Below are 25,820 nucleotides of genomic sequence, written 5' to 3'. Positions count from 1 at the left end.
AGAATCAGCCTTGGAAATTCAAGAGCTTCATCAGTTTGATGCCATCGCATTAAAAGCGAAACTAGAAAGCAGAGAATTGAACATATCAGAAGTCATTCATCACTATAAAACAGTTATGGAACGGAAGAATCCTGAATTGAATGCTGTTGTCCACTACATAGAAGAACCTTTCAATACAGACGGGTATTTTCGGGGTCTTCCATTTCTTATCAAAGATTTGAATGCTGTACAAGGACATCCGTTGTCCTATGGTTCTAAGGTGATGGAAGGCTTTGAGGCGAAAGGGGATGATGAAATCGTCAAACGTTTCAGAAGGGGTGGACTTACCTTTATTGGAAAAAGTAATACACCTGAGTTCGGCTTCACGCCTGCTACGGAATCTGTCCATCTAGGTTTCACGAAAAATCCGTGGAACAAGAAATATTCACCTGGAGGTTCAAGCGGAGGAGCAGCCGCAGCTGTTGCATCCGGTATGGTCCCTTTTGCACACGCCAGTGACGGAGGAGGATCCATTCGTATCCCTGCTTCCAACTGCGGTTTGTTCGGCTTAAAACCGACGAGGGGGAGGACGCCTTTTTCCATGCATCTGAACAGCCTTGCCGTCAGTCATGGGGTAACAAAATCGGTAAGAGACAGTGCCGCGCTCCTTGATCTACTGGAAGGCCCGCAAAAAGGCGACCTCTTTGCAACTCCAGCCAAAGGCGATCCATACGCCGAAATCGCTCATGAGGATCTTGGGTCATTGAAAATTGCTTATATGGCAGATTTCGGAGATTTGATGCCTATACAGCCAGATGTGCAACGCGCCATTCGTCATACGGCAGAGCTTTGTGAGTCGCTCGGGCATGAAGTAGAAGTCGCTTATCCCGACTTTGAACTCCATCGCTTTATGGATGCGTTCGTTACTGTATGGGTCGTCGGTGGTGCTTTAGCTGTCAAAGGTGCGGCAAGAATGAATGGCATAAAGCCTAATGATCAAAATTTAGAGAAGATGCTTTCAACGTTGATTGGGAAAGCTGAAGGTTACACGGCGATGGAATACGAGCAAGCACGTATGTTTCTAGCGACAGAAAGTGTTAAATTCCACTCGTTCTTTGATCAGTATGATGTGCTTTTACACCCCGTCAATTCCAAGTCTGCTTTACCTTTAGGTTGTTATAATGGAGAAGAAAAAACGATCGATGAAATATTGGCTGTGTCTGCCGAATATGCCCATCTTTCCCCAGTAGCGAACGTAACTGGACAGCCGGCGATGAGTGTTCCTCTTTACTGGAATGAAGAAAATGTCCCAATCGGTTCCCACTTTACCGGGAGGTTTGGTGATGAACGAACACTGTTGAAGCTAGCCTCCCAGCTTGAAGAAGCACGCCCCTGGCGGCACAAGTATAACGAAATCATCTAAAGAACCAGAAGTCCCTTCAATGGGATTTCTGGTTCTTTATCTATGTCCCTTATTGAACAATATGGCAGGATTGTTGAAGACTCAGTTTCGAGGTGTTTTTTGAGTGGATGGGGCTTCGGGGAATGACTCGCTTTCCGCGGGAGCGCGGTGAGCCTCCTCGAGCTTCGCTCTGCGGGGTCTCACCAAGCACTTTTTTCCCGTGTGAAAGGTACTCATGTTCCAATGAAAAAGATGCTTACAGACGTAAGAAAAATTACGGATGGGGGTTATGATCATAAAGGGGTCGAAGAATTCGCTATGGTAGGCAGCCTGGAATAAAATGAAGTTCAGGAGATACTTGGAATGTTATCCAGCTTAAGTGGGCGGAGAGCGTAAAAATTTTACTGAAAAAACGTTTACATGTAAAAAGGCAGTTTTAACTGATATATAGCGGGGAATCTCCTGAAAATGTTCACGAATTAAACAATTTTCAGGAGGTACCACATGACAAAGGGAAAAAGTATACATGCATTAATTATTCTTATGTTCACCCAATTTATTTCGGGTGGTGTTACTAATACAAAAGGAATCGTACTGGATCAAGTGGAAAAGGATCTAGGTTTGGATATGAGTGAATTTGGTCTGGTAGTCTTTATTTTCCAACTCGGATTCACGCTTGCCAGTGTCGTAATCGGTTATTACACAGATAAAAAAGGCCTGCGGACGATGACCATCATCGGTGCCATCATTATGGGACTTGGCTTTCTTGGTACAGGTCTTGCGCCTAATATTATGTTCTTCTTAGGTTTCTACATGATTGTCGGGTTCGGTTTAGGGGCGCTCGGTGCTGCTTCCAATGCGATCATTCCAGCGGCTTATCCGAAAAAACAAAATCAGATGTTCAACTTTGCAATGGGAGTGTACGGGTTAGGAATGGTGCTATTTCCACAATTTCTAAACTACATGTTCCAATTTGCATCATGGCGTTATTTTTATATAGGAATTGCAGTCAGTTTAATAGCTGTTATCATCTATATTACTAGCGTAGCTTTTCCATCAGGGAAAGCAGAAAAAATCGATTTGAAAGCATTCATTCCTATGTTGAAAGACGCTCAGTTCGTATTCCTCATGATCTTTCTCGTCTTCCAGGTGTCTGCGGAAGTATCGTTCATGAATTTCTTCCCGACGTACTTGAAGTCACTGGATCTGGGTGGCGTGTCAACGGCTAATAAAGAGGACATGGTAGCGACCATCTTGTCTCTCTTCTCCATCTTCTTCATGGCGGGACGCCTTGGTGTCGCCTATTTGACCAATTGGATCAATGAGCGGATTATTTTAATTACGTTTTCTGCCGGAGCATTATTGATGGTCGGTGCCAGTTTCCTAGTCGCTGAGAATTTCCCTTACTTGTTCGCTGGGGCAGGGTTGTTCTTCTCAACATTGTTCCCGACGGCGACAGCTTTTGGTACTCAGCTTTCTAAAACAGGTGGTTCAGCGCTTGGACTCATTTATATTGCTGCAGGAATCGGCGGTGGTATTGCTGGTTACATCATCGGACTAGCTTCCGAAGCTTTCGGAATGGCTGGTGGTTTCAGTATCGTGATTGTTTTCTTAGCACTGATGTTTATCACGACGTTCTTCCTGAATAGTAAGAAGTCAAGTCAGACCCAAGCATAGATGAAAGCACTCCGTCCCTTTTTGGCGGAGTGTTTTTATTAGGTGCGATGATCGAAAACAAATGAAATGGTTTGCTTTCATCTTGTTATAAATTTCCTTCATTTCTTGTAAAATGATAGATATGAGGGAGGATGACGATGAAAAAGCTACTTATGTTAGGAATCGTACTTTTTATATTTACAGGCTGTAACGAAAAAAATGAGGAAGCGGAAGGACAAGGGAATAAAGAAATGGAAGGTCATTGGGAGGGTGAAATCCAAATCCCCAATCAACCATTGAACATTTTGGTCGATTTTCAATCTGGAGAAGAGTGGACGGGGACGATTACCATTCCTGCACAGAATGTTACGGATTTTTCATTAACCGAGATAGATACCAATGAAGGAAGTGTCTCTTTTCAGATGCCTCTTCCTGGGCAGTCTGTTCAGTTTGATGGAAAATTAGAAGGAGAGCAATTAAGTGGTACTTTTACACAAAACGGACAAACTTTCCCATTCTTATTGAGGAAAGGTGAGAAAGAAGCGAAGGAAGAAGAGGGGGATTTCTTATCCATTGAAACCTCTACTGGTAAATTATATGGTGAGTTATTGGTGCCTGAAAAAGAAGAGTCTTATCCTGTCGCTTTAATTATCCCCGGTTCAGGACCGACGGATCGGAATGGAAACTCTCAAGGTGCAGGAAACAATGATAGTCTCAAACTTTTGGCAGAATCCTTAGCAGACAAAGGGGTTGCTTCCTTAAGATATGATAAAAGAGGCGCGGGCAAAAATATAAACGCTGTAACCGGCAACAGTGAAATGAGATTTGAAGTTTTTATTGATGATGCTAAACAGTGGCTGGAAACGCTAGAAGATGATAAACGCTTTACAAACATAGCTGTGATTGGTCACAGTCAAGGTTCCCTTGTCGGAATGATGGCGTCAGGTGCTGAAACGACAGAAGCATTCATTTCCTTAGCAGGAGCCGGTCAGACCATTGATCATGTATTAGAAAAGCAACTCGGGGACAGTTTACCCGAAGACTTGTTCAAAGAAAGTCAAACGATTCTTGGTAAAATGCGGGAAGGGGAGACGGTTCCTGATGTCAGCCAGGCTCTGCAAGGAGTGTTTTCTCCAGATGTCCAACCTTTTCTCCTTTCATGGATGGCTTATGATCCTGCGGAGCAATTGGCTGAATTGGATGTTCCGACATTAATTGTGAATGGAACGAACGATATTCAGGTACCAGAATCAGAAGCAGAGCTCTTGAAAAAAGCAGAGCCAGAGGCGGAACTCATGCTTGTAGAAGGGATGAATCATGTGCTGAAAGAAGCTCCCAAGGATAGGGATGGAAATTTAGCGACCTATACAAACCCTGACCTGCCTCTTGCAGATGGACTTGTCGAGGGCATCATTGATTTCCTAAACCAACACGGTTTTGAGAAGTAACGCTGTTTAGGATAATGGCAGGGTTGTGGGAAGACCCAGTTTCGAGATGTTTGTGTGGAAATAGGGGCTCCGGGAAAAGGTTCGCTTTCCATGGGGCGGGCGCTGAGCCTCCTCAGCCTGCGCCCTCGGGGGTCTCAGCTGTCCCGCACACCCTCTTAGTTATCCGGTTCCGGCGCCTAGCGGCTAGTGAGACTTCCCTCGCTTCTGTACGATAAGTCAACATCGAATCGCTACGCTCTTCGTGTTTCCTTTATCTCCGCCAGCTCAGTCTAGTCCATACGCCGCTGACCAAGGCGCCTCCACACTTAAAATAGGAGTCTCACTGTTTCCCTCTGCCCCTTTACCATATGTGGTGCTCAAAACAATTTCAGTGATAGTCAGTATTCATGCTTAGTGGAAGTAGATGGATATAAATTACAGTTGGATTCCGATGGTGAAAGCTTAATACAGAGCGCTTTTGTCTATAGCACAGTGATAGTGGAAGACGCTCCATTTTGGTACTGGGGTTCGTTTCTCCTCTATGTCGAATGGGGTGGTTGGGAATCTGCGAGACTCCCGTGGGAGAAGGAGATAGGCGAGATCCCGCAAGGCGATAGCCTGAGGAAGCTCGGCGCTCCCCCACAGGAAAGCGAGTAGATTCCCAACCACCCCTGACTCCTAACATGGCAAACGAACCCCGGGTTATCTCGAAACTGAGTCTTCCACAATCGGGAGCTTTAATGGAAGAGGAAAAAAGAGAGTGATCGCCTATTTAGGCGATCACTCTCTTTTTGGGCGTTTAGCGTCTGAGTTTTTGAAGAAGGCGGAGAATTTCAATGTATAACCAGACAAGGGTTACGATTAAGCCGAATGCTCCGTACCATTCCATGTGCTTGGGTGCACCGCGGTTGACGCCTTTCTCAATGAAATCAAAATCAAGAACGAGGTTCAAGGCAGCAACAGCCACGATGAAGAGGCTGATTCCGATCCCAACAGGGCCACTGGAATGGAGATAGGGAACGGTCATGCCGAAAAAGTTCAGAATGAAATTCACAAGATAGACGAGGAAAATGCCTAACGTAGCGGAAACAACCATCAGTCGGAAGTTTCTTGTGACCTTAATGACTCTTGTTGCATAAAGAATCAATAAAGCTCCCATCACGGCGAGCGTTAAGCTGACAGCTTGAATGACAATCCCGGAATAAGCTCCCTCGACGAAGGCGGAAATGCCACCGATGAAAAAACCTTCGAGTGCTGCGTATATAGGGGCAGTGACAGGCGCAGCTTTAGGGAAGAAGGCAGTTATTAAAGCGAATATAAGCCCTCCAATGGCACCGATGATCATCATGAGTGTGACATCGACTCCCAGTGAGTACTGGTACCATGTGTACGCCGCTGTTCCCACCAAAAATAAAAACAGCAGGGATATTTTTGCTGTCGTTCCACCCAGGGTCATTGACTTTCCTGAAGCTGCAGAACGCTGAAATGTATCATCTTTTAAAACGGGATTCCCCGATCTCATCTTACCACTCCTTCTCTATGCTTCTCCTTCTGGTTATACCCTTCCTAGTCACGAGAGACACTTAATGGGCATACCATTTGTAAAGCTTTTTCGGCCGTCCAATCTTCTGATGACTGACCACTTGTTTGACTTTGCCTTCCTCTAGTAAATGCATGAGGTATCGGTATACAGTGGGGTAGGCAAGGCCGATGTCTTTTGAGATGACGTCTACAGGATAGGCTTCACGATTTTCCTGCAAGTAGTTTGAAATGGAACTTAATGTTCCTTTACTAATTCCTTTGGCGGTAAAAACATCGTCATCTTCTTCGTGTTTATTTTTCATATTAGCGATTTGTGCATGCAGTTTGATCCTGGATATGAGATCAGGAGCTTTCACAGGTTTTAAGGCAAAGTCGGTGGCGCCTTCTTCCAGGAAGCGATCAGCCACTTCCTGTCGTTCATCTACCGTCAGCACGAGAATGGGGACAACTGTATTGTGTTTACGGATTTCCCTGACGGTTTGAAGGCCATCCATTTCCGGCATATGATAATCGACAAGGATGACGTCATACCTTCCTTTTAAAAACATATCGACACCTTCGCGTCCATTCACGGCCGTGTTTGATTCCCACCCGGCATGTTTACAAAACTCTGTCAGCATGTAACGTAAGGATTCGTCATTATCCATGATCAGTATTTTCATCTCGTACTCTCTCCTTCGGTAAATGAATCCAGAATATCGTTCCGACTCCTTGTTCGCTTTCAATAGATAGCTCCGCGCCGTGTTCTTTGACGACATTTTTAACGAATGTCAGCCCTACACCAGGATGGGATTTCGTGCTGTAGCCTGCATTCCAAATTTTATTGATATTGGATTGGCTGATGCCATGACCGTTGTCTTTCACACCAATCAGGATGCCTGATTGTTCTACTTTAGTAGCAATGGTCACTTTGGCGTCTTTTTTTCCTTCAACGGCATCACTGGCATTATCAATTAAGTTGACAAGCGCTCGTGTCATTCTGATTTTATTAATGTAGATTTCAATATTCTCATCGGCGGCCAAATCGAACGCATAGATGGTTGCTGAATCTGAAAGTTTATTCGCACGTACATATTCGATGAATGTTTTCAATGTACACCAATTTTTCTTCTCATGATACAAGATTTCAGAAACCATATCGCTGGTCGCTTGAATGGACGAGGAAATTTTATTGGTGTACTGAAGGATTTCGTCGTCCTTCGTTTTCATTTGAATGAGGCTGTTCAGTCCCTCCATCAGTGATAATGGAGTTTTTAAGTCGTGAACGAGATGTAACGCTTCTCTTCCAGAACGCGACTCCACCATGTCGAGCCGGGCGATGTCCAAGTCCTGTCTCATTTTTGCTTTTTGTTCAGCAACGGTTAAGTACACGGCAAGGAAGGTGGCATTTACAATAAATACTGCGAAAAAGACGAGGCTGTAAAAACTTAAGGTACTTCCGAACCCTAACTCCGCGGCCATTCTTTTCACTTCCATAGAAATTTCCCCGCCACCGAATCCGAAAGCACTTAGGAAAAGTACCGTATCCAGCCACTGGAAACCGAATAGCAATTGAGCGAGAATGAAAGCTTTGAATACAGGGCGTAATTGACCATTTCCTAAAAAATGAAGAACGACGATCGATAATAATAGAAAAATGGCCGGGCCTCCGAAATGATAGTTGATTGAATTGTACCCGTTAATCAAAGCGTAAACCAATGGGATGATCATTACAGGGACGGCGACCTTCAACCATGGGCGGTTCAACCTTACTCCGAGCTCATCTCCGAGCAGAAGAGCACCAATGTAATGGGGGAGGGCTCGTACCGTGTTTAACATGACGAGCCCGAATGCAGCCATCATTAGTGTAGCCCCTGATGGAGCGGCCTGAAGCCTTTCGATTACAGCTGCAAGGCCGGACCTCTCAACACTTAGCCAGAGCGGCATCGTGATGCCAATCAATATGAGAACGATTTTAATCCATATACTCTTCGATTTTAGCAATTCTGATTTCATGGCAGTCACCCTAACGACGAGATCTTTCTATATATTCTAATATATGAGACTGATATTTTCGATTCTTTTTTCCTTTGAAGCACTACAAAGTGATGATTTTCCATTCTTATCTTCTATGGAAAACGTAGCAGGCGGTAGTATAATAGACATATATTCAAGGATGAAAGGTGTCCGCAACTATGATCATAATCATTGATAACTATGATTCATTCACATATAATTTAGCCCAATATTTTAAACAGATGGATTCGGAAGTAGTTGTGAAACGAAACGACGAATGGCAGATCGAAGAGATCCGTGCGCTCGATCCGAATCTTATTGTCCTTTCCCCAGGACCGGGGAGGCCGGAAGAATCAGGGATCTGTAAGGATGTCTTGCTGCATTTTGGTGGAGTAATTCCCTTATTAGGCATATGTCTTGGCCATCAACTGATGGTTGAACATTTTGGTGGAATCGTCGTCAAAGGAAGTCAACCGATGCACGGGAAAGTGACGACGATTACGAATGATGGCCGTACCATGTTTCGTAAGCTTCCCGGATCCTTCCGAGTCACCCGTTACCACTCTCTTCAGGCAGATTTCCCTTCATTGCCGGAAAAACTCGAAGTTACTGCCCTTTCTGAAGATGGTGTCATTATGGGTGTCCGCCACAGGGAAAAGATGATGGAAGGCATACAGTTCCATCCAGAGTCCATATTGACGGAGTACGGGTTTGATCTGCTTCGAAACGTTTATGACCGAGCTGTTCGTTACAAAGCAAGTAGAAGAGAGGGAGTGGGCGTATGACAACCTCACCTTTTTTACAGTTTGAATTTACAAACGCTCAAGGGAATCCGGACCCTAAAGTTTTTCAACACCCGGTAGAGATTCTCACTACCTATGATCTGAACGAGATGAAAGCAGTCTTCGATCGAGTGGAAGAAAGGCTTGACGCGGGGTACTATGTAGCTGGTTATGTATCCTATGAAGCTGCCCCCGCTTTTGACCATGCCCTTCGCGTTCACTCTCATCCTGAATGGCCGCTTGTATGGTTCGGAGTGTTCAATGGATTTGAAACAAAGCGGGAGGATGCAGATTCTGAACCGTTTCAAGTTTCGAACTGGGAGCTGCGTGGGGATTATGCCTCTTATCAAAAAGGAATAGAAGTAGTGAAAGCGGGGATTGAACGGGGCGATACGTATCAGGTGAACTTTACGACTAGAATGGAAGCCTCTTTCTCTGGAGATGATTACACTTTGTATAGAAAACTTGTCAGGAATCAGCTGGCCTCCTACAGTGCTTACTTGAACATGGGTGATCGGAAGATTCTATCTGCTTCTCCGGAGCTGTTTTTTAGAGTCGATGGCAACCAATTGAAAACAAAGCCAATGAAAGGTACGGCAGCTAGAGGCCGTAATAGCAAAGAGGATGAGGTGAAGCGCCGGCATCTTCAGACATCAGAAAAGGAACGCTCCGAGAACCTTATGATTGTTGATTTATTGAGGAATGATTTAGGTAGAATCGCCGTGCCCGGGAGTGTCCATGTCTCCAATCTATTTGAAGTGGAAACCTATCCCACGGTCCACCAGATGACTTCGACTGTAGAAGGTCGGTTACCGGAAAATTACACCATGTACGAATTATTTCAAGCATTGTTTCCGTGTGGATCGATTACAGGAGCTCCAAAAGTAAGGACCATGGAATACATTCAAAGATTAGAAGCCTCGCCGCGTGAAGTGTATTGCGGAGCTATCGGTTATATGACACCGGAGAAAGAAGCCATTTTCAATGTTCCTATTCGTACTGTTATGATTGATCAAAAACAAGAAAAAGCCGTTTACGGTACAGGGGGAGGCATTACGTGGGACTCAACTTCGGAAGGAGAGTTTGAGGAATTAAAGACGAAGGCGCGCCTTCTGACAGAAGATCGTCCAAAATTTCAACTTTTGGAGACGATGAAGCTGGAAAATGGATCGATTGACTTACTCGACGATCACCTGGACCGAATCATTGCATCGGCTTCGTATTTTGCTTATCCCATTAAAAGAAGTGATTTAGAAAAGAAATGCTCTCAAGTTGCCAAAGCTTATCCAAGTGGTCTCTATAAAACTCGCATGCTCGTTGACGAAGAAGGGAAAGCTGAAATAGAAGTCTATGGTATAAAATCATCTGCTTCTTGTGTCACCGGCATCTTATCTGACGATCCTATAAACGAAGAGAATCCTTTTCTGTTTCATAAAACCACTCATCGGGATGTCTATCATCGTCATCGATCCGACGAAGCAGAAGCGACGTTGCTTTGGAATCGAAGAGGTGAATTGACGGAATTCACAATAGCTAATCTCGTCGTAAACATCGACGGTTATTACTATACCCCTCCCGTTGACTGTGGATTATTGGCGGGAACGTATAGGAAAAATTTATTAAGATGTGGAAAACTAAAAGAAAAGGTTCTCTATAAAAAGGATATCCACAAGTTCGATGAAGTATGGATGATTAACGCAGTCAGAGGCTGGGTGAAGGTTCAACTACAAGAGGACGCTCAATAATAGAAAGGAGTGTTTTGATTTATGAAAAAACATATCGTCTTTTACGATGCGCAATGCCCGTTTTGTTTTTATGTGAAGAAAACGTTCCGAACGTTTGACTGGCTTCATCAAATTAAATGGGTAGCTGTTCAGGATACAGAAGAGACAGGGAAGTACCCTTACTTGGAAGGGCGCAATACGCTGGATGAGATTCATATGCTGACAAAAGAAGGAGAAGTGAAACAAGGTTTTGAAACCATTCGGAAACTGCTGCTTTCTTTGCCTTTATTCACTGTAATCGGCATTCTTTTTTCCTTCCCAGGAGTCCACCGGGTCGGTTCTCCCTTATACCGCTGGTTTTCTGATCACAGACACCAATGGTTCGGCCGCTACGACCTTCCAAGGTACGCATAAAAGAACCCTCCTCAGCGAGGGTCTTTATTACGGTATATGGCAGGATTGTTGAAGACTTGATTTCGAGACGTTTCTGTGCTTTTAGGGGCTCCGGGAAACAGTTCGCTTTCCATGGGGCGGGCGGTGAGCCTCCTCGGACTTCGTCCTGCGGGGTCTCACCTGTCCCACACGTCCCATAGGAGTCTCACCGTTTCCCTCCGCCCCTTTGCCATACGAGGTTCTCGAAATCCCTTTAACAGTAACCTGCCGAGCTCTGTAATGAAGGTCTGTTCACCCACGCCGTTATAGAGTTGTTTTAACCATGCATCCTGCACGAATAAGGCGTGGGAACAGGGTCAGGGAAACGTCCGCATGAAAAACGAATGGAGACACGAACATGTGTGTTTTTCTACTGACTGATTCAAAGCACTGCGAATCGTCGTTTCCCTGACCCCGTATCCATGGCCAGGAATTGTCATTCATTATTTCAACTAGGTAAGGCTTTCTTTAAGGATACGCGGTATGTGCTCCTTGCGCTCCCGCGGAAAGCGAGCCATTCCCCGCAGCCCCCACCCATTCAACAAAAGTCTCGAAACTGAGTCTTCCACAATCGGGAGCTATTCTTTGGAAGGGTTATTTGCGTTTTTTTCTTAGCATGCTGTATGAACCGAGGGCGATGACGATGATGGCAAAGGTTAGGGATGTCCACTGGCCGTTCGCGACTCCTTGATAAAGACCATGAGAAAGAAACAATAGAGATAAAATCAGAAACAAGACCAACGATATTTTATTCATAGTGTCCTCCTATGCGTAAACTCCCTTTATCATACCGGAGGGCGTTCGTTTTATCTAGTGTTCTGTGTTACATTACTATTTGATAATAATTTGAGTTGAGGGGTATCCAAGATGAGAGATGAAATCACATACATCGGCGAAAAGATCGAGAAAAACTCGGATCAATTAGCTAATCGAGTGCGAGAGTTGAAAACAGAGGAGTTCGGGGCTGCTACCATTCGAACAGCGAATTGGGAAGAGCTATTCTCCTATATCGGTGAAGTGATCATCGGTGATGGTACTTCTTCGATGCAGCACATTGAAATGTGGGCAGATCGTGAAGGGGAGCAGAAGGTAGAGGCGGAAGTCGAGCTGGATCAATCCCTTCGAACGATGAACTTTGTTCGCCGAGCGATTTGGGGGATATTTTCTGAGGAATTAACCAACGATGAATTTTCTTCTTCCACGGTGGTTCACATCTGCAAAACCATTAATGAAGTATTAGATGAAATTACGAAACATTTTAGTCAAACGTACTCCAGAAACATTCGTATGGAGTGGGAAAGAAAAGAAATGCGGATGGCTGAACTGTCTGTTCCCGTTGTACCGATCACAAAGGGAGTTGCTGTCCTTCCATTGATCGGGGAACTTGATACCAACCGGGCCCAGCTGATCATGGAAACCTCCTTAAATAAAAGTTCGGAATTTGAATTGGATTATATTTTTATTGATGTATCCGGTGTTCCAGTGATTGACACGATGATCGCTAACTACATTTATCAGGTTGTTCATGCCCTTGAACTCGTTGGTGTTCATGCAACTCTAACAGGGTTAAGGCCAGAAACAGCAAAATCCCTTGTAGATATGGGTGTGGATTTTACTCAAGTACATACGAAGGCAGGTTTGCATCAGGCTTTAGAAGAGATCGGCATTTACATTCATCATGGTGACTCTTAATATAATAGAGAAAAGGACTGAGAAATCACATTTCTCAGTCCTTTTTTAGTCTGTTTTTTTAACGACTATTACTTTTGAGAGGGTTCTGCAACTTTGACAAGTTGTTTACCAAGGTTTGCTCCTTCAAATAACCCGAAGAATGCATCTGGGATATTTTCAAATCCTTCTGTGATCGTTTCTTCATATTTCAAACGGCCTTCCTGGAGCCATTGAGCCAAGTGAGAGAATCCTTCTGTGAATCGATCCTGATAATCACCGACTGTGAACCCTTTAATGAGCGCGCTGGATTTAATCAAGTGCATCTGCATCCGTGGTCCTTGATCGTTCGGGACGTTGTAGGATGCAATGGCTCCACATTGGGCGATGCGTGCGAATTTGTTCAATAATGGATAGACAGCATCTGATATATCCCCGCCGACATTATCAAAATAGATGTCAATTCCATTTGAGCAGGTTTCTTCTAAGCGATCAGGTACACTTTCTGTTTTATAGTTGATGACTTCGTCGACGCCAAGTTCGTTTTTCAGGTATGCTAACTTTTCATCTGAACCAGCAATTCCGACAACATGACAGCCTGAAATTTTACCAATTTGGACGACTGCAGAACCGACGGCTCCAGCAGCTCCGGAAACCACCAGAGTTTCGCCTTCTTTTGGCTGACCGATATCCATCAATCCGAAATAAGCGGTTAACCCAGGCATTCCGAGAATCCCTAGTGATGTCGTGACGGGGCCGAGACTAGGGTCAATTTTTCTAAGCGTATCTGCTGGAGCCGACGCGTACTCTTTCCAAGGAAGCATACCTGTGACGATGTCACCTTCTTGTAGAGTATCTGCGTTCGATTCCACAACTTCGCCGACAATGCCACCTTCCATAGGTTCATTTAATTGGAAAGGAGCGATATAGGATTTAGCAGCACTCATGCGGCCTCTCATGTAAGGATCGACGGACACATAAAGCAATTTCACGAGTACTTCTCCCTGCAATGGGACAGGGCGTTCCGTTTCAACCATTTTTATATGCTCATGTGTAGGAGCGGCTTCGGGACGTTTGACTAACTGGATTTCTTTGTTCATTTTTTAATCACTCTCCTTGCTTGTATCATAACGGGTCTATTCCCTCATTGGGAAATGATTTGTTTAAAGATGTAAGGTACGATAGAGCAAAGGGGGAGAAAGTATGGAAAGTCTTTATGAAAAAGTGAAGTTCGTGGAGGGGGAAAATTTTGTAACCATCGAAGATACAGGACTTCTCACAGATGAAGAGCTTCAGTCATTGGCAGGGAAGTTTGTAAGAGATGCTAAGTATGATGGAGTGAGAAATCGTACGATTCTCATCCCATCTACGTTTCAAGAAGAGACAGTGATCTACATCAAAGACCTTGGCTTCAAACATCATGATGAGGTTTACTTTGTACGTTGTGAATTGGATGAGTTGGAACCCATCGATACGGAACGACTGTCTTTTGAAATGATTTCACTGAGGGATGGAGAGGAAGGGGTATTTAAAGAGACATGGCGCCGGGCAATGGAAGGGTCATTGAACGCTCCCCAATCCTTGAACATGGATGAACAAATGAAAAGTGTCAAAAAAGAGCTTGGACAAGGTTATGTGGATACGTGTTTGACTGCTTATGAAAATGGTACGCCTATTGGAGTGGTTATGCCACATATCGAACCAGGAACAAAAGATGAAGGGAGGATCTTTTATTTCGGATTAGTTCCGGAAGAACGAGGAAAGAACAAGAGCGCTCCTCTATATAAAGAGGGGTTACATCTCCTTCAGAGCATCTTCCATGCCACCTATAGCGTTGGTGCGACAAGTGTCCATAACAAACCAATGTTGAAAGTTTTTGAGAAATGCGGGTGTGCAGTGACAGAAAGAGTGGGCATATACAAATACTCAAAGTGATGGCATGCGGTCCTTCATTAGGGAGTGTAGGGGAGGGGGATGAAAATGGTGGAGCTTGAACGTCACGGTCATCCTCAGCCTTATCGGTTTACTATGATTATAAAAAAATCCCTCGAGCCACTATGGGGGGATTAATGACTCAGGTAAGGAATAATAAAACACCCAGGAGATTCCTGGGCGCTTTACGTTATGACTCTATGCTTTCCTTCAGTTCTTTATACTCCTCATCAGTAAATGCGCGTGAGCGGGTGAGGAACCTTTTTCCTTCGACTCCTTCCAGCGAAAACATCCCTCCGCGTCCATCTACGACATCAATGATCAACTGTGTATGCTTCCAGTAGTCATACTGCTTTTTGTTGATGTAAAAAGGAGTGTCCCCGATTTTTCCAAGCAATACATCCTGACTGCCGATTAAAAGATCGCCTTCTTCATAGCACATCGGAGAGCTTCCATCACAGCACCCACCTGATTGGTGGAAAAGAAGAGGGCCGTGTTTTTCCTTCAGCATTTCAATAAGCTCAAGAGCGGCGTCGGTCGCTTTTACACGTTCAACCATCTTTTCAGCTCCTTTCGTAGGGCCGGAAATCAAGGAGTTACCCATTTTTTGGTTTTAAAAGAATCCAAGCTTCTGCGGGCTGTAGCTCACGAGCATATTTTTGGTTTGTTGATAATGGCTGAGCATCATCTTATGGTTTTCCCGCCCGACACCGGACATTTTGTATCCGCCGAAAGCTGCGTGAGCAGGGTAGGCGTGATAACAGTTTGTCCAAACGCGTCCAGCTTCAATTCCGCGTCCGAATCGGTACGCAGTATTCATATCACGTGTCCACACACCGGCACCCAATCCATAAAGTGTGTCATTGGCGATCTTCATCGCTTCTTCTTTATCCTTGAAGGTCGTTACAGATAGGACAGGTCCGAAGATTTCCTCCTGGAAAATTCTCATGCTGTTATCGCCTTTAAATACCGTCGGCTGCACGTAATATCCATCTTTAAAGTCGCCTTCCATCTGATTACGCGCCCCTCCAGTAAGGCATTCGGCTCCTTCATCCTTACCGATCTCGAGGTAAGACAAGATTTTCTCCAATTGTTCTGAGGAAGCTTGAGCACCCATCATCACTTCAGGATCAAGTGGATTTCCTGTCTTGATTTCTTTGACGCGTTTGATAGCACGGTCCATAAACTCATCATAGATCGACTCCTGAATGAGAGCGCGAGAAGGACATGTACATACTTCACCCTGGTTCAGAGCAAACATGACCATTCCTTCAATTGTTTTATCTAAGAAATCGTCATCTTCACGCATGACATCCTCAAAAATGATGTTCGGTGATTTTCCACCAAGCTCCAGGGTAACAGGGATGATATTTTGAGATGCATATTGCATGATCATTCGTCCCGTTGTTGTTTCTCCAGTGAAAGCCACCTTATTGATGCGTGGGCTCTGGGCCAGCGGCTTACCAGCTTCTAAACCGAATCCGTTCACAACGTTCAATACCCCGGCAGGCAGCAAGTCTTCAATTATTTCGAGCAAATACATGATGGATGCTGGTGTCTGTTCCGCAGGCTTCAGGACAATTGCATTCCCAGCAGCGAGAGCAGGAGCAATTTTCCATGTCGCCATTAACAGAGGGAAGTTCCAAGGAATGATTTGACCGACGACTCCCAGTGGTTCGTGGAAATGGTAAGCAATCGTATCGTTATCAATTTCGCCGATCGATCCTTCCTGGGAACGAATAACCGAAGCGAAATAACGGAAGTGATCGACCGCAAGTGGAAGGTCAGCATTCAGCGTTTCACGGACAGCTTTCCCGTTCTCCCATGTTTCCGCGATGGCAAGGTTCTCAAGGTTTTCTTCCATACGGTCTGCAATGCGGTTAAGAACCAAAGAACGTTCCGTCACAGATGCTGCACCCCACGCGTCTTTCGCTTTGTGTGCTGCATCAAGGGCAAGCTCGATATCTTCCTCTGTCGAACGTGCAACCTGACAAAACGTTTGTCCCGTTACAGGGGTGACATTATCAAAATATTGCCCTTTGACAGGTGCTGTCCATTCTCCGCCAATGAAGTTGTCGTAGCGTTCCTTGAACTGAACTTTAGATCCTTCCGTATTAGGAAAAGCATATACCATAAAAACATCCTCCTAGTAATTTACTTTTGCAACCGCTTACAAAAAAGTTTATGTAAGTAGGCGCGCTTACTTTTTAAGGTATCACTTGTACAGAATATTGTCAATTTACAGACAAATATGTGAAAATTTCTAGTACGAACAAAGGAGAAGAATTGTTATAATAGAACTATTCAAAGGGAAAAGGAGTTCTTAGAAAATGACAACAACCAATCGAGTGATGCTCGTGGATGGCATGGCGCTGCTTTTCCGTGCGTTTTACGCTACAGCTATGAGCAATTATTATATGATCAACAGTAAAGGGATCCCGACAAACGGGGTCTACGGCATGATGAAACACTTATTTACGGCAATAGAAACCTACCAGCCCACACACGTGATTTGCTGTTGGGATATGGGAAGTAAGACGTTCCGTAATGATCTTTTTCCAGACTACAAAGCGAATCGTGGAGCCCCTCCAGAAGAATTGATCCCACAATTCGATTTAGCTAAAGAAGTTGTGGAAGCTCTTGATATTCCTAACGTCGGACAAGTCGGTTACGAAGCGGATGATTGTATGGGAACGCTGAGTCAAGTGTACAGTCAGCATTCTCAAGTCTTCTTGTTGACTGGAGATCAGGATCTTCTACAGTTGCTGCAGCCGAATGTAAATGTTGTACTATTGAAAAAAGGATATGGCAATTATGCGGAGTATCATGAGGGTTCCTTTACAGATGAAAAAGGAATCACACCACAGCAGATGATTGACTTGAAAGCTCTTATGGGGGATACAAGTGATAACTATCCAGGCGTGAAAGGGATCGGAGAGAAAACCGCGTTGAAGCTTCTTCTTAAGTATGGATCCATCGAAGGAATCTTAGAGAATATAGAAGAACTGACAAAGGGTCAGCGTACGAAAATTGAAGACAGCTTGGATATGCTGCATCTATCCAGAAAGCTTGCAGCTATCCATTGTGAAGCGGATGTGGACTGTTCATTAGAAGAGGCTCTGTTCTATATTGATGATGAAAAGATGAGCGCCAAGTTTAATGAGCTTGAATTTAAAAATTGGGAGAAAAATATTGTGAGAATGTAAAAAAAGGTCGGAGGAATGATTCCTCCGACCTTTTTGCTATAGAAGATCTTTCTTTTGAGTATCGCGATAATTGTTTGATTCTTTGTAATACATAGCAGCTTTTTTGTACATACGCTTTTCATAAAATAGATTTCCTAGCATCTCTGTAAATTCTTTGTAGTCCTTATATTCATTAAGTCTTCTGAAATCAGGAATAATTGTGTCTTCTAGTTTTTTAATAAATTCTTCATTTAAAGTTTTTCCATTAAGCATGTACTTTAAAATATAGAATTTGTGCTTATATTTAAGGTAATTATTTTCAACGGCTATATTTTCTCCTTGTTGAATATACTCCTCACACAATTGTTTTTCACCATTATGAAAGCTGGCCAATGCAAGAAGGTATATGGTACCTGCTTTGAAGGGAGTTTCTTTAGTTTCGATGTCATATGCCTTTTGAAGGTAATAGTATGCTTGTTCATATTTTTCTTGGTTAATGTAATTACTTCCAAGGTTGTGGTATATTCGGCGGGTTTCATGGATTGGAAGATGGTATTTTGCAATCTTTAAAACTTTTAACAAGTAATCTTCAGCGATTTGCAAAGCGCCTAATGAATTATAATTGATGGCAATAATAATATAGGAGTCGACCATTCGTGAATAATGCAGAGTAGATTTATATAAATCTAATGCACGGAAGGCGTAATGGTTAGACTCAACATAAGCTCTTGATTTTGAGTAAGTGAGAGCTAAATGTAAGTAGACTTCACCTTCATCAAATGGCAATTTCTTCATTAATTTTTCAGTATCATTGAAATGTTGTAAAGCTTGAGGTAGTTCCCCTAAAAATAGGTGATGAACTCCTACGATTTTATGAAAGAAGAATTTATATTCATTTGTTGCATCTTCATAAGTGGTACGAATTTCTTTTAGCTTTTTTTCGTCAATGGGCTTTCTTTCTTTTGTCATGATGTGGCGTACTTCTATTATTTGATACAAATTAACGAGTTCAATGTTTTGGTTGTCTTCTAAAGATGCTTTGCAGTCTTCATATAATTCATCCATTAGAGGGAAGTCTCTCATTTGTGCAGCTTGGTTCCATTCAAGGAGGGCGTTGTGAATCTTTTCATCAAATTCTTCGTTGATGTCGGTTAACTTAATGTTTAGTCTTTCTCCGAGAAGACGGTATATTTCATCGCTGGCATTGATGATGTCGTGCTCAATTTTACTCAAGTAGGAAACTGAGCAAATTCCTGATGCAAGTTCTTCTAATGTTAAATTCTTAAATTTGCGGTGTTGTTTAATTAACGATCCTTTCATATTCACTACTCCTTTAAAGCGCCAATTACATACATTATAGCAAAATACTGTCTCGTTCAATGTATATAATTACCTTTTCAGGGTGTTATAGGAATGGAAGAAGGGCGTTTGATATGTAAAAAGCTCAACCACATGAAGTGGTTGAGCAGTTTCATCAAGATAGTGTCTTCAGGGCTTCTTCGATTTGAGTATCTCCTGAAATCATTTCGAATGTTTTATGGTAAGCGTTTGGTTCTTGTAGGGAAGCGATCATTGTCTTAGCAACGTCTGCGCGAGGAATAGTTCCTCTCTCAATGGTTTCTCCGACCTGGATTTTGCTTGTCCCTTCGTCGTTCGTCAAGCCGCCGGGACGTACAATGGTGTAATCAAGCTCGGTCGTTTTCAGGAAGTCATCCGCTTCCCCTTTCATCTCAAGATAATGCTTCAATTCTTCAGGGCCTCGCTCTGGATCTCCGGCGCCCATGCCGCTCAACATGATAAATTTCTTTATACCTAGATTTTCTGTTGCTTTAGCAAGGTTAATGGCTCCGTCACGATCAACAGCTTCTGTCTGCTCAGCGCCTGTGCTTGATCCTGAACCAGCAGCGAACATGACAGCGTCCATACCTTTAACAGCATAACCGACATCTTTCGTGAGATCAGCGAGAACAGGGGTTCCACCTAATTTCTCAATGGTACCTTTTTGGTCTTCTTTCCGAATTAAACCGTATGGCTCATGACCATCCGCTTTTAAATATTGAATAAGTAGTCGTCCTGTATTTCCATTTGCTCCTGCTACAAGTACTTTCATCTATAATCACGACTCCTTCTGGAAATAAGATTACAATACTTATTTAGCCTGTTTCCGCATCTGGTAAACATACGGACGTGCGGTCAAGAAGGGAAGCAGAGCTCCTGGTAGTTACAACGAGCACAGACCCTCGGGTCATCCTGCATCGGGAATTGCTCTATAGGGAGTGGCTGGTTTTTTTCTGCATCTTCTAAATAGAGCTTCATCTGCTCCATACTGATTTGGTATAAGTGTTGGACATTAATGAGATCCTGCTCTGTTAACTGATGTTCGACATGTGTACCGTCAACTAAATATTCGTTTCGAATGATAATATCGTCAATGGATTCTATTCCGTGCTTATGTTGTAAATATAGAGCATAAAGGGCGAGTTGGTTACGGTCTTCATCGGATGATTTTCCTGTTTTCCAATCCACAATAATCCATTTGCCATTGGTGAGATCCTTATACACAAGGTCCATCACAATATAAACCTTTGCTTCGTCCGTCTTAAGGAAACGGAAGGTTTCAGACTCCATGAACTTCATTTGTTCTTTGTTGCGTACATCCGTGAAGGTTTTGCTGGAGTAAAAATTTGCAACCGTTTTTTGGAGACGATCTGTGATTTTGCGCACCTTCGTTTCCGGGAGAGTGTCTGTCTGGCTGTAGTAGATTTCATGAAGCATGGTATAGTGCTTCGGCCTGTTCATCCATAAATGTTCTTTCTTCGTTGATTCGATAAAACCACGATTCAAGTGATGGCGGACTTCATCAATGAATTCTTGTTCCCCCATAATCGGTTGACTCTTTAATACACGCTGAATGGTCTGGTAAATCAAATCATGGACAACGCTTCCGAAGTGCATTTCCAAATTGGTCATTTTTTTTAGACGATATGCTTGTTTGGCTAAGGTGTCTGCAGAACTCAACCATCCATTATGCGAAACATAATAATCGTAGGCATATTTTCTTAGGCAGGATAACATCGTTTTATGCCTGGACAAAGACCAGGATAATTCAGGGTATGGTTTTACTTCAAACATGAGTAACATCCTTCGTTAGATTCATAGTTTATTGCTTCCTACTCTTCAAAACAGAGAGGGTCATCGTGCTGGTAATCTCTCATAGATATTTTATCATGAATGACAACAACACCCTCTTTTTCTAAAAGGTCGCGCTGTCTGGAAGGTTCCTTTACTGCAATTTCTCCTTTTGCATTGACCACCCTATGCCAAGGGAGGTCGTGCTTTTCGCTCATGCTGTGGAGAGCACGTGCTACTTGCCTTGCCGCTCTCGGATTTCCAGCGCAGGCAGCGATTTGTCCGTATGACATGACGCATCCCTTTGGAATACTACGTATAATTTGAATGATATTTTGTGTGAACGGCTGCATGAATGGGCCTCCTTACTTAAATTTTACAGAATGACAAGGCTGTGGGAATAGAAGCCTGCTTCCATTATTGATACAATTTCTATAGATGAAAGAGAGGGGACGATTAGAATGAGCATACCGAAAGTTTTGTCAATCGCCGGCTCTGCTGCACAGGGAAGTGCCGGCATTCAGGCAGATCTTAAAACGTTTCAAGAATTCAATGTATATGGAATGAGTGCTATAACTGCCATCGTAGCGAACAACAACCAAACAGAGCAAGGAATTTTTACCCAGCCAATCGCAGCCATCGAAGCCCAGATCTATGCTGCATTGGAACATGTCGGAGTTGATGCTCTTAAAACAGGCATGCTGTTCACAGAAGACATTATAAAAAAGGTGGGCACTGTTATAAAGGAATCAGGTGTTGCAAATATCGTTGTGGACCCTGTGATGATCGGGAAGATGGGTTCCCAATTATTGAAAGACGATGCGATTGAAGCCTTGACTCAAGAGCTTGTGCCTCTCGCAAAAGTTGTAACTCCTAATTTACATGAAGCAGCAAGGATGCTTCAATGTGATGTTCCTGAAAACCCTGAGGATATGAAGGTTGTGGCACGAGATCTTTATCACCTCGGCGCGGAGTATGTCCTTGTAAAAGGGGGCAGTTTAAAAGGATATCCTGCTGTAGACATGCTCTATGACGGATCCAGTATTACTGAGCTTGAAACGGAAAGAGTAGAAACCATTCATACGAGCGGGGCAGGGTGTACGTATTCAGCTGCCATAGCAGCAGAACTTGCGAATGGCTACCCTGTTGAAGAAGCGGTCAGACGTGCGAAATCGTTTGTAACCAGTGCTATCCGTCACGCCTTATCCTTCGACCGCGGCATAGGCTCCACCTACCACGCCGCCCATAGAATTATTAGTAATTAAAGTATAGGGCAGGATTGTGTAAAACTCGATTTCGAGATGTTTCGTGGTTCGGTACCTTATTGAGCGTCAGAGATGGTTGGGAAGCTACTCGCTTTCCTGTGGGATCTCGCCTGTCTCCTTTTCCCACGGGAGCCTCGCAGCTTCCCAACCACCCCATTCGATATATAAGTGATACGAAGCCCTATACCAAGATAGGGCGTCTTCCACCCCACTCAGAAGCAAACATAAAACACTCTATATCAAGCTTTCACACTCGGATTGACACTGGGGAGAGTTGTATATTATCCACTTCGCTTGAGCATACAGCTGAGTTCCCGAGAATTGGTTTCGAGACGCTCCCAGATAAAGGGGCGGAGGGGAATGGGGAGACTCCTGCGGGAAAAGAGTGCTTGGTGAGACCCCGCAAGGCGTCAGCCTGAGGAGGCTCACCGCGCTCCCGCGGAAAGCGAGCCATTCCCCGCAGCACCATCCACTAAACAAAGGCTCGAAACAGAGTCTTCAACAAAACGGAGCATATGTATGATATAAGAAATCCCCTCTTCACGAATGGTGAGAGAGGGGATAAGAGTTAACCGTTGATGCGGTCGTATTTATCAATTTGTTTCTTGCGGACAACATCCCAGCGGTTTTCCGGGTGTTCTTTACATTCTGCTGTACATGCAGCATGCTGCTCTTCTTCACACTCTTTACAGCATACATATTGACGGTTACATACCGGGTTACTGCAGTTGATCATACGATCTTCTGCTTTCCCACAATGTTCGCACTCTGCAATGACCTTTTCTTCCACTTGGTTGATTGGAACAGCGATACGCTCGTCGAATACATACATTTTACCATCGAAGAGCTCACCTTTGACTTCTGGATCTTTGCCGTAAGTCGTGATTCCACCTTCAAGCTGATAGACATCTTCGACACCGTTTTTCTTAAGAATACCTGTCAATTTCTCACATCGAATTCCGCCTGTGCAGTAGGTAAGGACTTTCTTATCCTTCCACTGGTCAGCATTCTCGGCAATCCATTCGGGGAATTCACGGGAGTGATTGACATCCGGCTGAATCGCATTGCGGAAGTGGCCGATGCGGTATTCATATTCATTGCGGCCGTCGATGACGATGGTATCTTCATCTTTCAGCATTTCATTGAACTCTTTAGGTTTTAAGTGTTTTCCACCGAACGTTTTCGGATCAATATCATCTTCTTCAATACTCCAGTTGACCAGCTCAGGCTTCACGCGGCAATGCATCTTCTTGAATGCGTGCCCTTCATGCTCATCAATTTTGAAGTGGATATCTGCGAAACGCTCATCAGAGCGAACATAGTTCATATATTCTTCCACTTGTTCAACAGTACCTGAAACTGTTCCGTTAATGCCCTCGTGAGAAACGATGATACGTCCCTTCAATCCAAGGTCTTTACAGAATTTCAGGTGGTTTTGGCAATATTCTTCATAGTCAGGAAGGTCGACATACTTATAATACAGCAGAACTCGATAATCTTTTGAGCTCATAAGTGATTCCTCCTAATATTTATATCTATACAGTAGTAAATAACATAAATGTCCATAGTCCATCATATTCGATTCTTAATCGGATTTCAAATGTCAGTTTTTTGAACAAATTCCATACGTCTGATCTTGTATGAATACAGCCACAGGACCAAGGTGGAAGCCGTCATTAAAACGATCAGGGAACCGAACGGTAGGATAAAGTTCTCGGCGGTATAAGGTTGTGAACTAAATTCTAATAATATACCGGCAAGAACAGAACCGGTCGCACTTCCAATGAATTGCATCTGTTGCTTGAGTCCGATTCCGGCACCGATCTGTTCTTTAGGCAGGATTCGTGAAACTTCATTGGTCGAACTTGAAGATAAACTAGAGAACCCGAAACTTGTAAACATATAAGCAATCATAATCATATACGGACTCTTGCCAGCCAGGAAAAAGAAAATTAAGGCTGAAATCATCAGTAAAATTTGAGACAAAAATAGAATTTTGATGTTTCCGTAGGCATCAATCAGTCGTCCTACGTAAATCGCGGCTGCGGCGGATAGCATAGCGCCAGGGAAAATGATAAATCCGATGGCGGCTGCCCCACGTCCATACACTTGCTCCAGCATGATCGGCATTAAAAACAAAACTGCGAAGTGCAAAGTAAAGCCGATGTAGCTTGTAAAGACAATGCGGCGGTAGTGGCTGTTTTTTACAAGTTCTGGCTGGATGAAAGGCGCTTTCGTCCGATTGACTCTCCACCATAGGAGAGAAGCAGACAGGAGACCGCCCAGCAAGTAGTATGGAGTTAATGTTGAAATGTAAAGCAAAAACATGGTGGCGCTGATTCCGGATAACAAACCTCCAATGACATCAAAACGCCCTTTCTCAGCTTTTTCAACAGGCATAAACTTGTACAAAACCGGGATGACGATGAAAACCATAATGGTCACAATGAACAAGTAGTTCCAATCAAGATAGTCTGTAATCAACCCACCAATGACTGGACCAAGGCCGAACCCTAAGGATGTTGCAGAAGCAATCAGCGCATAGGCGCTTCCTCGTCTCGTCATCGGGATGTACCTCCCGGCGAAGACCATGGATAAACCAGGGATCGCTGCCGCTCCTGCCGCCTGGCATAACCGAGCAATCAACAACCAGACGTAACTGTCCGCCAAAAATCCGATGATGGAAGAAAGGCTGAAAATACAGATCCCTATCGTTAATAATGTCCGAATCGGCATATAGTCAGACAGGCGTGTAAAGGTAATCGTGAAAATCGCTAACACAATCGAATAGCCGGAAACAACCCATGCTCCTTCTGAAGGCATGAGCGAGAAATCTTTTAATATATTTGGTAAAGCGATGTTGAACATCGTCGTATTCATAACAACAATTAAAATCGTAGCGGCTAAAATGAAGACCGTACGAAAATGTTCCTGGGAAGGACGAGAGGTCAGTGGCATATCGTCTCTTCTTCCTTTCTATTATTTCATTAGACACTCGAAATACTATACCACAAGTTTCATAGAGAGAAAAATGACACGCGTAAAAACTCCCGTTGCCGGCAGCAACGGGAGTTTTTTATGATCTGGAAATTTCAAGCTGGACATACTTTCCTTTGGAGATACATCCAGGCAGAGCCTGTGGTGTTATAGAATTTTCGCGCCCAGAGTGGACTCGAAGTGTGAAAGAGCCCATGTATGGCCAGCTTCATTAAAGCTTGCGACTCCATCCTTGTGTACATGAATGTGGTAACCAAGATTATAAGCATCGATGGCTGAGTGGAGCACACAGATATCTGTACAGACTCCGACAAGGTGGAGATCCGTGATCCCGCGTTCTCTCAGTTTCAAGTCCAAGTCTGTTCCGGCGAAGGCGCTGTAACGGGTTTTATCCATGTAAAGAGTATTCGGCTCATGCTTATTTTCTTTATAGAGTTTTTGAAGCGATCCGTACAACTCCCGTCCTTTCGTTCCCCGGATGTTATGAGGAGGAAAAAGGTCTGTCTCGGGATGGTAAGGGTCACCTTCTTCGTGAACATCTACCCCGAACACGACTAAGTCATCCTCATTCATAAATGTCTCCGTTACATCATGGATGTATTTTTCCAAAGCTTGAGCGGGTGGTCCACAGGTCAATGCTCCATCATTTTCTACAAAGTCGTTCGTATAATCGATGATGATTAAAGCCCGTTTCATTATATCCCC

Annotated in this window: 24 protein-coding genes; 10 read left to right on the top strand and 14 right to left on the bottom strand. The window is 43.9% G+C overall.

The window, feature by feature from the left end:
* The first annotated feature begins 10 nt into the window (after positions 1 to 10).
* The 3 genes from ACJA3J_RS20270 (at position 11) to ACJA3J_RS20260 (ending at position 4,485) form a co-directional block, all read left to right on the top strand.
* Positions 11 to 1,402 (top strand): amidase, encoded by a 1,392-nt coding sequence (locus tag ACJA3J_RS20270; protein WP_406945114.1) that lies wholly within the window; start codon positions 11 to 13, stop codon positions 1,400 to 1,402.
* A 483-nt stretch (positions 1,403 to 1,885) separates the two neighbouring features.
* Positions 1,886 to 3,058, top strand: a complete 1,173-nt coding sequence (locus ACJA3J_RS20265; RefSeq protein ID WP_406945113.1) for an MFS transporter — start codon at positions 1,886 to 1,888, stop codon at positions 3,056 to 3,058.
* A gap of 137 nt (positions 3,059 to 3,195) precedes the next feature.
* Positions 3,196 to 4,485 (top strand): alpha/beta hydrolase family protein, encoded by a 1,290-nt coding sequence (locus tag ACJA3J_RS20260; RefSeq protein ID WP_406945112.1) that lies wholly within the window; start codon positions 3,196 to 3,198, stop codon positions 4,483 to 4,485.
* A 778-nt stretch (positions 4,486 to 5,263) separates the two neighbouring features.
* Here the strand turns inward: ACJA3J_RS20260 and ACJA3J_RS20255 are convergent.
* The 3 genes from ACJA3J_RS20255 to ACJA3J_RS20245 form a co-directional block, all read right to left on the bottom strand.
* Positions 5,264 to 5,986, bottom strand: a complete 723-nt coding sequence (locus tag ACJA3J_RS20255) for a Bax inhibitor-1/YccA family protein (RefSeq protein WP_089654354.1) — start codon at positions 5,984 to 5,986, stop codon at positions 5,264 to 5,266.
* A 61-nt stretch (positions 5,987 to 6,047) separates the two neighbouring features.
* Entirely contained in the window at positions 6,048 to 6,668 is a 621-nt protein-coding gene (locus ACJA3J_RS20250) for a response regulator (protein ID WP_089654355.1), read from the bottom strand.
* On the bottom strand, positions 6,646 to 8,001 hold the full coding sequence (locus tag ACJA3J_RS20245) for a HAMP domain-containing sensor histidine kinase (RefSeq protein ID WP_089654356.1): 1,356 nt from the start codon (positions 7,999 to 8,001) through the stop codon (positions 6,646 to 6,648). Before ACJA3J_RS20245 ends, ACJA3J_RS20250 begins: the two co-directional genes overlap by 23 nt.
* Before the next feature lie 179 nt (positions 8,002 to 8,180).
* Between ACJA3J_RS20245 and ACJA3J_RS20240 the strand changes: the two genes are divergently transcribed.
* The 3 genes from ACJA3J_RS20240 to ACJA3J_RS20230 are packed head-to-tail and all read left to right on the top strand — an operon-like array spanning position 8,181 to position 10,921.
* Positions 8,181 to 8,786, top strand: coding sequence for an aminodeoxychorismate/anthranilate synthase component II (locus ACJA3J_RS20240; protein WP_089654357.1), 606 nt, complete (start codon positions 8,181 to 8,183; stop codon positions 8,784 to 8,786).
* Positions 8,783 to 10,528: an aminodeoxychorismate synthase component I gene (gene pabB / locus ACJA3J_RS20235; protein WP_406945111.1), complete on the top strand. Its 1,746-nt coding sequence runs from the start codon at positions 8,783 to 8,785 to the stop codon at positions 10,526 to 10,528. Before ACJA3J_RS20240 ends, pabB begins: the two co-directional genes overlap by 4 nt.
* Positions 10,529 to 10,549: 21 nt before the next feature.
* Positions 10,550 to 10,921, top strand: coding sequence for a thiol-disulfide oxidoreductase DCC family protein (locus tag ACJA3J_RS20230; RefSeq protein ID WP_089654359.1), 372 nt, complete (start codon positions 10,550 to 10,552; stop codon positions 10,919 to 10,921).
* A 612-nt stretch (positions 10,922 to 11,533) separates the two neighbouring features.
* On the opposite strand, the gene ACJA3J_RS20225 is transcribed toward ACJA3J_RS20230, so the two are convergent.
* A complete protein-coding gene (locus tag ACJA3J_RS20225; RefSeq protein WP_167356117.1) occupies positions 11,534 to 11,695 on the bottom strand; it encodes a hypothetical protein in 162 nt (53 codons plus the stop codon).
* A 111-nt stretch (positions 11,696 to 11,806) separates the two neighbouring features.
* On the opposite strand from ACJA3J_RS20225, the gene ACJA3J_RS20220 reads away from it, so the two are divergent.
* Positions 11,807 to 12,631, top strand: a complete 825-nt coding sequence (locus tag ACJA3J_RS20220; RefSeq protein WP_089654360.1) for an STAS domain-containing protein — start codon at positions 11,807 to 11,809, stop codon at positions 12,629 to 12,631.
* A 68-nt stretch (positions 12,632 to 12,699) separates the two neighbouring features.
* On the opposite strand, the gene ACJA3J_RS20215 is transcribed toward ACJA3J_RS20220, so the two are convergent.
* A complete protein-coding gene (locus ACJA3J_RS20215) occupies positions 12,700 to 13,707 on the bottom strand; it encodes an NADP-dependent oxidoreductase (protein WP_089654361.1) in 1,008 nt (335 codons plus the stop codon).
* A 103-nt stretch (positions 13,708 to 13,810) separates the two neighbouring features.
* Here ACJA3J_RS20215 and ACJA3J_RS20210 point away from each other — a divergent pair, with 103 nt between their 5' ends.
* Entirely contained in the window at positions 13,811 to 14,542 is a 732-nt protein-coding gene (locus ACJA3J_RS20210) for a GNAT family N-acetyltransferase (protein WP_406945110.1), read from the top strand.
* Positions 14,543 to 14,729: 187 nt separating this feature from the next.
* Here the strand turns inward: ACJA3J_RS20210 and ACJA3J_RS20205 are convergent, their stop codons facing one another.
* On the bottom strand, positions 14,730 to 15,098 hold the full coding sequence (locus ACJA3J_RS20205) for a DUF779 domain-containing protein (RefSeq protein WP_115823510.1): 369 nt from the start codon (positions 15,096 to 15,098) through the stop codon (positions 14,730 to 14,732).
* A 54-nt stretch (positions 15,099 to 15,152) separates the two neighbouring features.
* The gene (gene adh / locus ACJA3J_RS20200; protein ID WP_115894739.1) at positions 15,153 to 16,673 is read right to left on the bottom strand and encodes an aldehyde dehydrogenase; all 1,521 of its coding nucleotides are present in this window, start codon (positions 16,671 to 16,673) and stop codon (positions 15,153 to 15,155) included.
* Positions 16,674 to 16,869: 196 nt separating this feature from the next.
* Between adh and ACJA3J_RS20195 the strand changes: the two genes are divergently transcribed.
* A complete protein-coding gene (locus ACJA3J_RS20195) occupies positions 16,870 to 17,745 on the top strand; it encodes a 5'-3' exonuclease H3TH domain-containing protein (RefSeq protein ID WP_406945109.1) in 876 nt (291 codons plus the stop codon).
* Positions 17,746 to 17,781: 36 nt separating this feature from the next.
* Here ACJA3J_RS20195 and ACJA3J_RS20190 read toward each other — a convergent pair whose 3' ends face one another.
* The 4 genes from ACJA3J_RS20190 to ACJA3J_RS20175 form a co-directional block, all read right to left on the bottom strand.
* Positions 17,782 to 19,044, bottom strand: coding sequence for a helix-turn-helix domain-containing protein (locus ACJA3J_RS20190; RefSeq protein WP_089654366.1), 1,263 nt, complete (start codon positions 19,042 to 19,044; stop codon positions 17,782 to 17,784).
* A 154-nt stretch (positions 19,045 to 19,198) separates the two neighbouring features.
* On the bottom strand, positions 19,199 to 19,834 hold the full coding sequence (locus ACJA3J_RS20185; protein WP_115894736.1) for an SDR family oxidoreductase: 636 nt from the start codon (positions 19,832 to 19,834) through the stop codon (positions 19,199 to 19,201).
* Between the two features lie 83 nt (positions 19,835 to 19,917).
* On the bottom strand, positions 19,918 to 20,856 hold the full coding sequence (locus ACJA3J_RS20180) for a PD-(D/E)XK nuclease family protein (RefSeq protein ID WP_115894735.1): 939 nt from the start codon (positions 20,854 to 20,856) through the stop codon (positions 19,918 to 19,920).
* A gap of 38 nt (positions 20,857 to 20,894) precedes the next feature.
* Positions 20,895 to 21,206, bottom strand: a complete 312-nt coding sequence (locus tag ACJA3J_RS20175) for an MGMT family protein (protein WP_089654369.1) — start codon at positions 21,204 to 21,206, stop codon at positions 20,895 to 20,897.
* A gap of 108 nt (positions 21,207 to 21,314) precedes the next feature.
* Between ACJA3J_RS20175 and thiD the strand changes: the two genes are divergently transcribed.
* Entirely contained in the window at positions 21,315 to 22,118 is an 804-nt protein-coding gene (gene thiD, locus ACJA3J_RS20170) for a bifunctional hydroxymethylpyrimidine kinase/phosphomethylpyrimidine kinase (protein WP_115894734.1), read from the top strand.
* A 568-nt stretch (positions 22,119 to 22,686) separates the two neighbouring features.
* On the opposite strand, the gene ACJA3J_RS20165 is transcribed toward thiD, so the two are convergent.
* From ACJA3J_RS20165 to ACJA3J_RS20155, 3 genes are all read right to left on the bottom strand, one after another.
* Positions 22,687 to 23,628 (bottom strand): rhodanese-related sulfurtransferase, encoded by a 942-nt coding sequence (locus ACJA3J_RS20165; RefSeq protein ID WP_115823503.1) that lies wholly within the window; start codon positions 23,626 to 23,628, stop codon positions 22,687 to 22,689.
* A gap of 86 nt (positions 23,629 to 23,714) precedes the next feature.
* The gene (locus ACJA3J_RS20160) at positions 23,715 to 25,076 is read right to left on the bottom strand and encodes an MFS transporter (RefSeq protein ID WP_089654372.1); all 1,362 of its coding nucleotides are present in this window, start codon (positions 25,074 to 25,076) and stop codon (positions 23,715 to 23,717) included.
* Positions 25,077 to 25,262: 186 nt separating this feature from the next.
* The gene (locus tag ACJA3J_RS20155) at positions 25,263 to 25,811 is read right to left on the bottom strand and encodes a cysteine hydrolase family protein (protein ID WP_406945108.1); all 549 of its coding nucleotides are present in this window, start codon (positions 25,809 to 25,811) and stop codon (positions 25,263 to 25,265) included.
* Positions 25,812 to 25,820 lie beyond the last annotated feature (9 nt).

The sequence above is a fragment of the Halobacillus sp. SY10 genome (assembly GCF_045401165.1).
Classification (GTDB): domain Bacteria; phylum Bacillota; class Bacilli; order Bacillales; family Halobacillaceae; genus Halobacillus; species Halobacillus aidingensis.
This window is presented reverse-complemented; position numbering and strand designations above follow the sequence as displayed.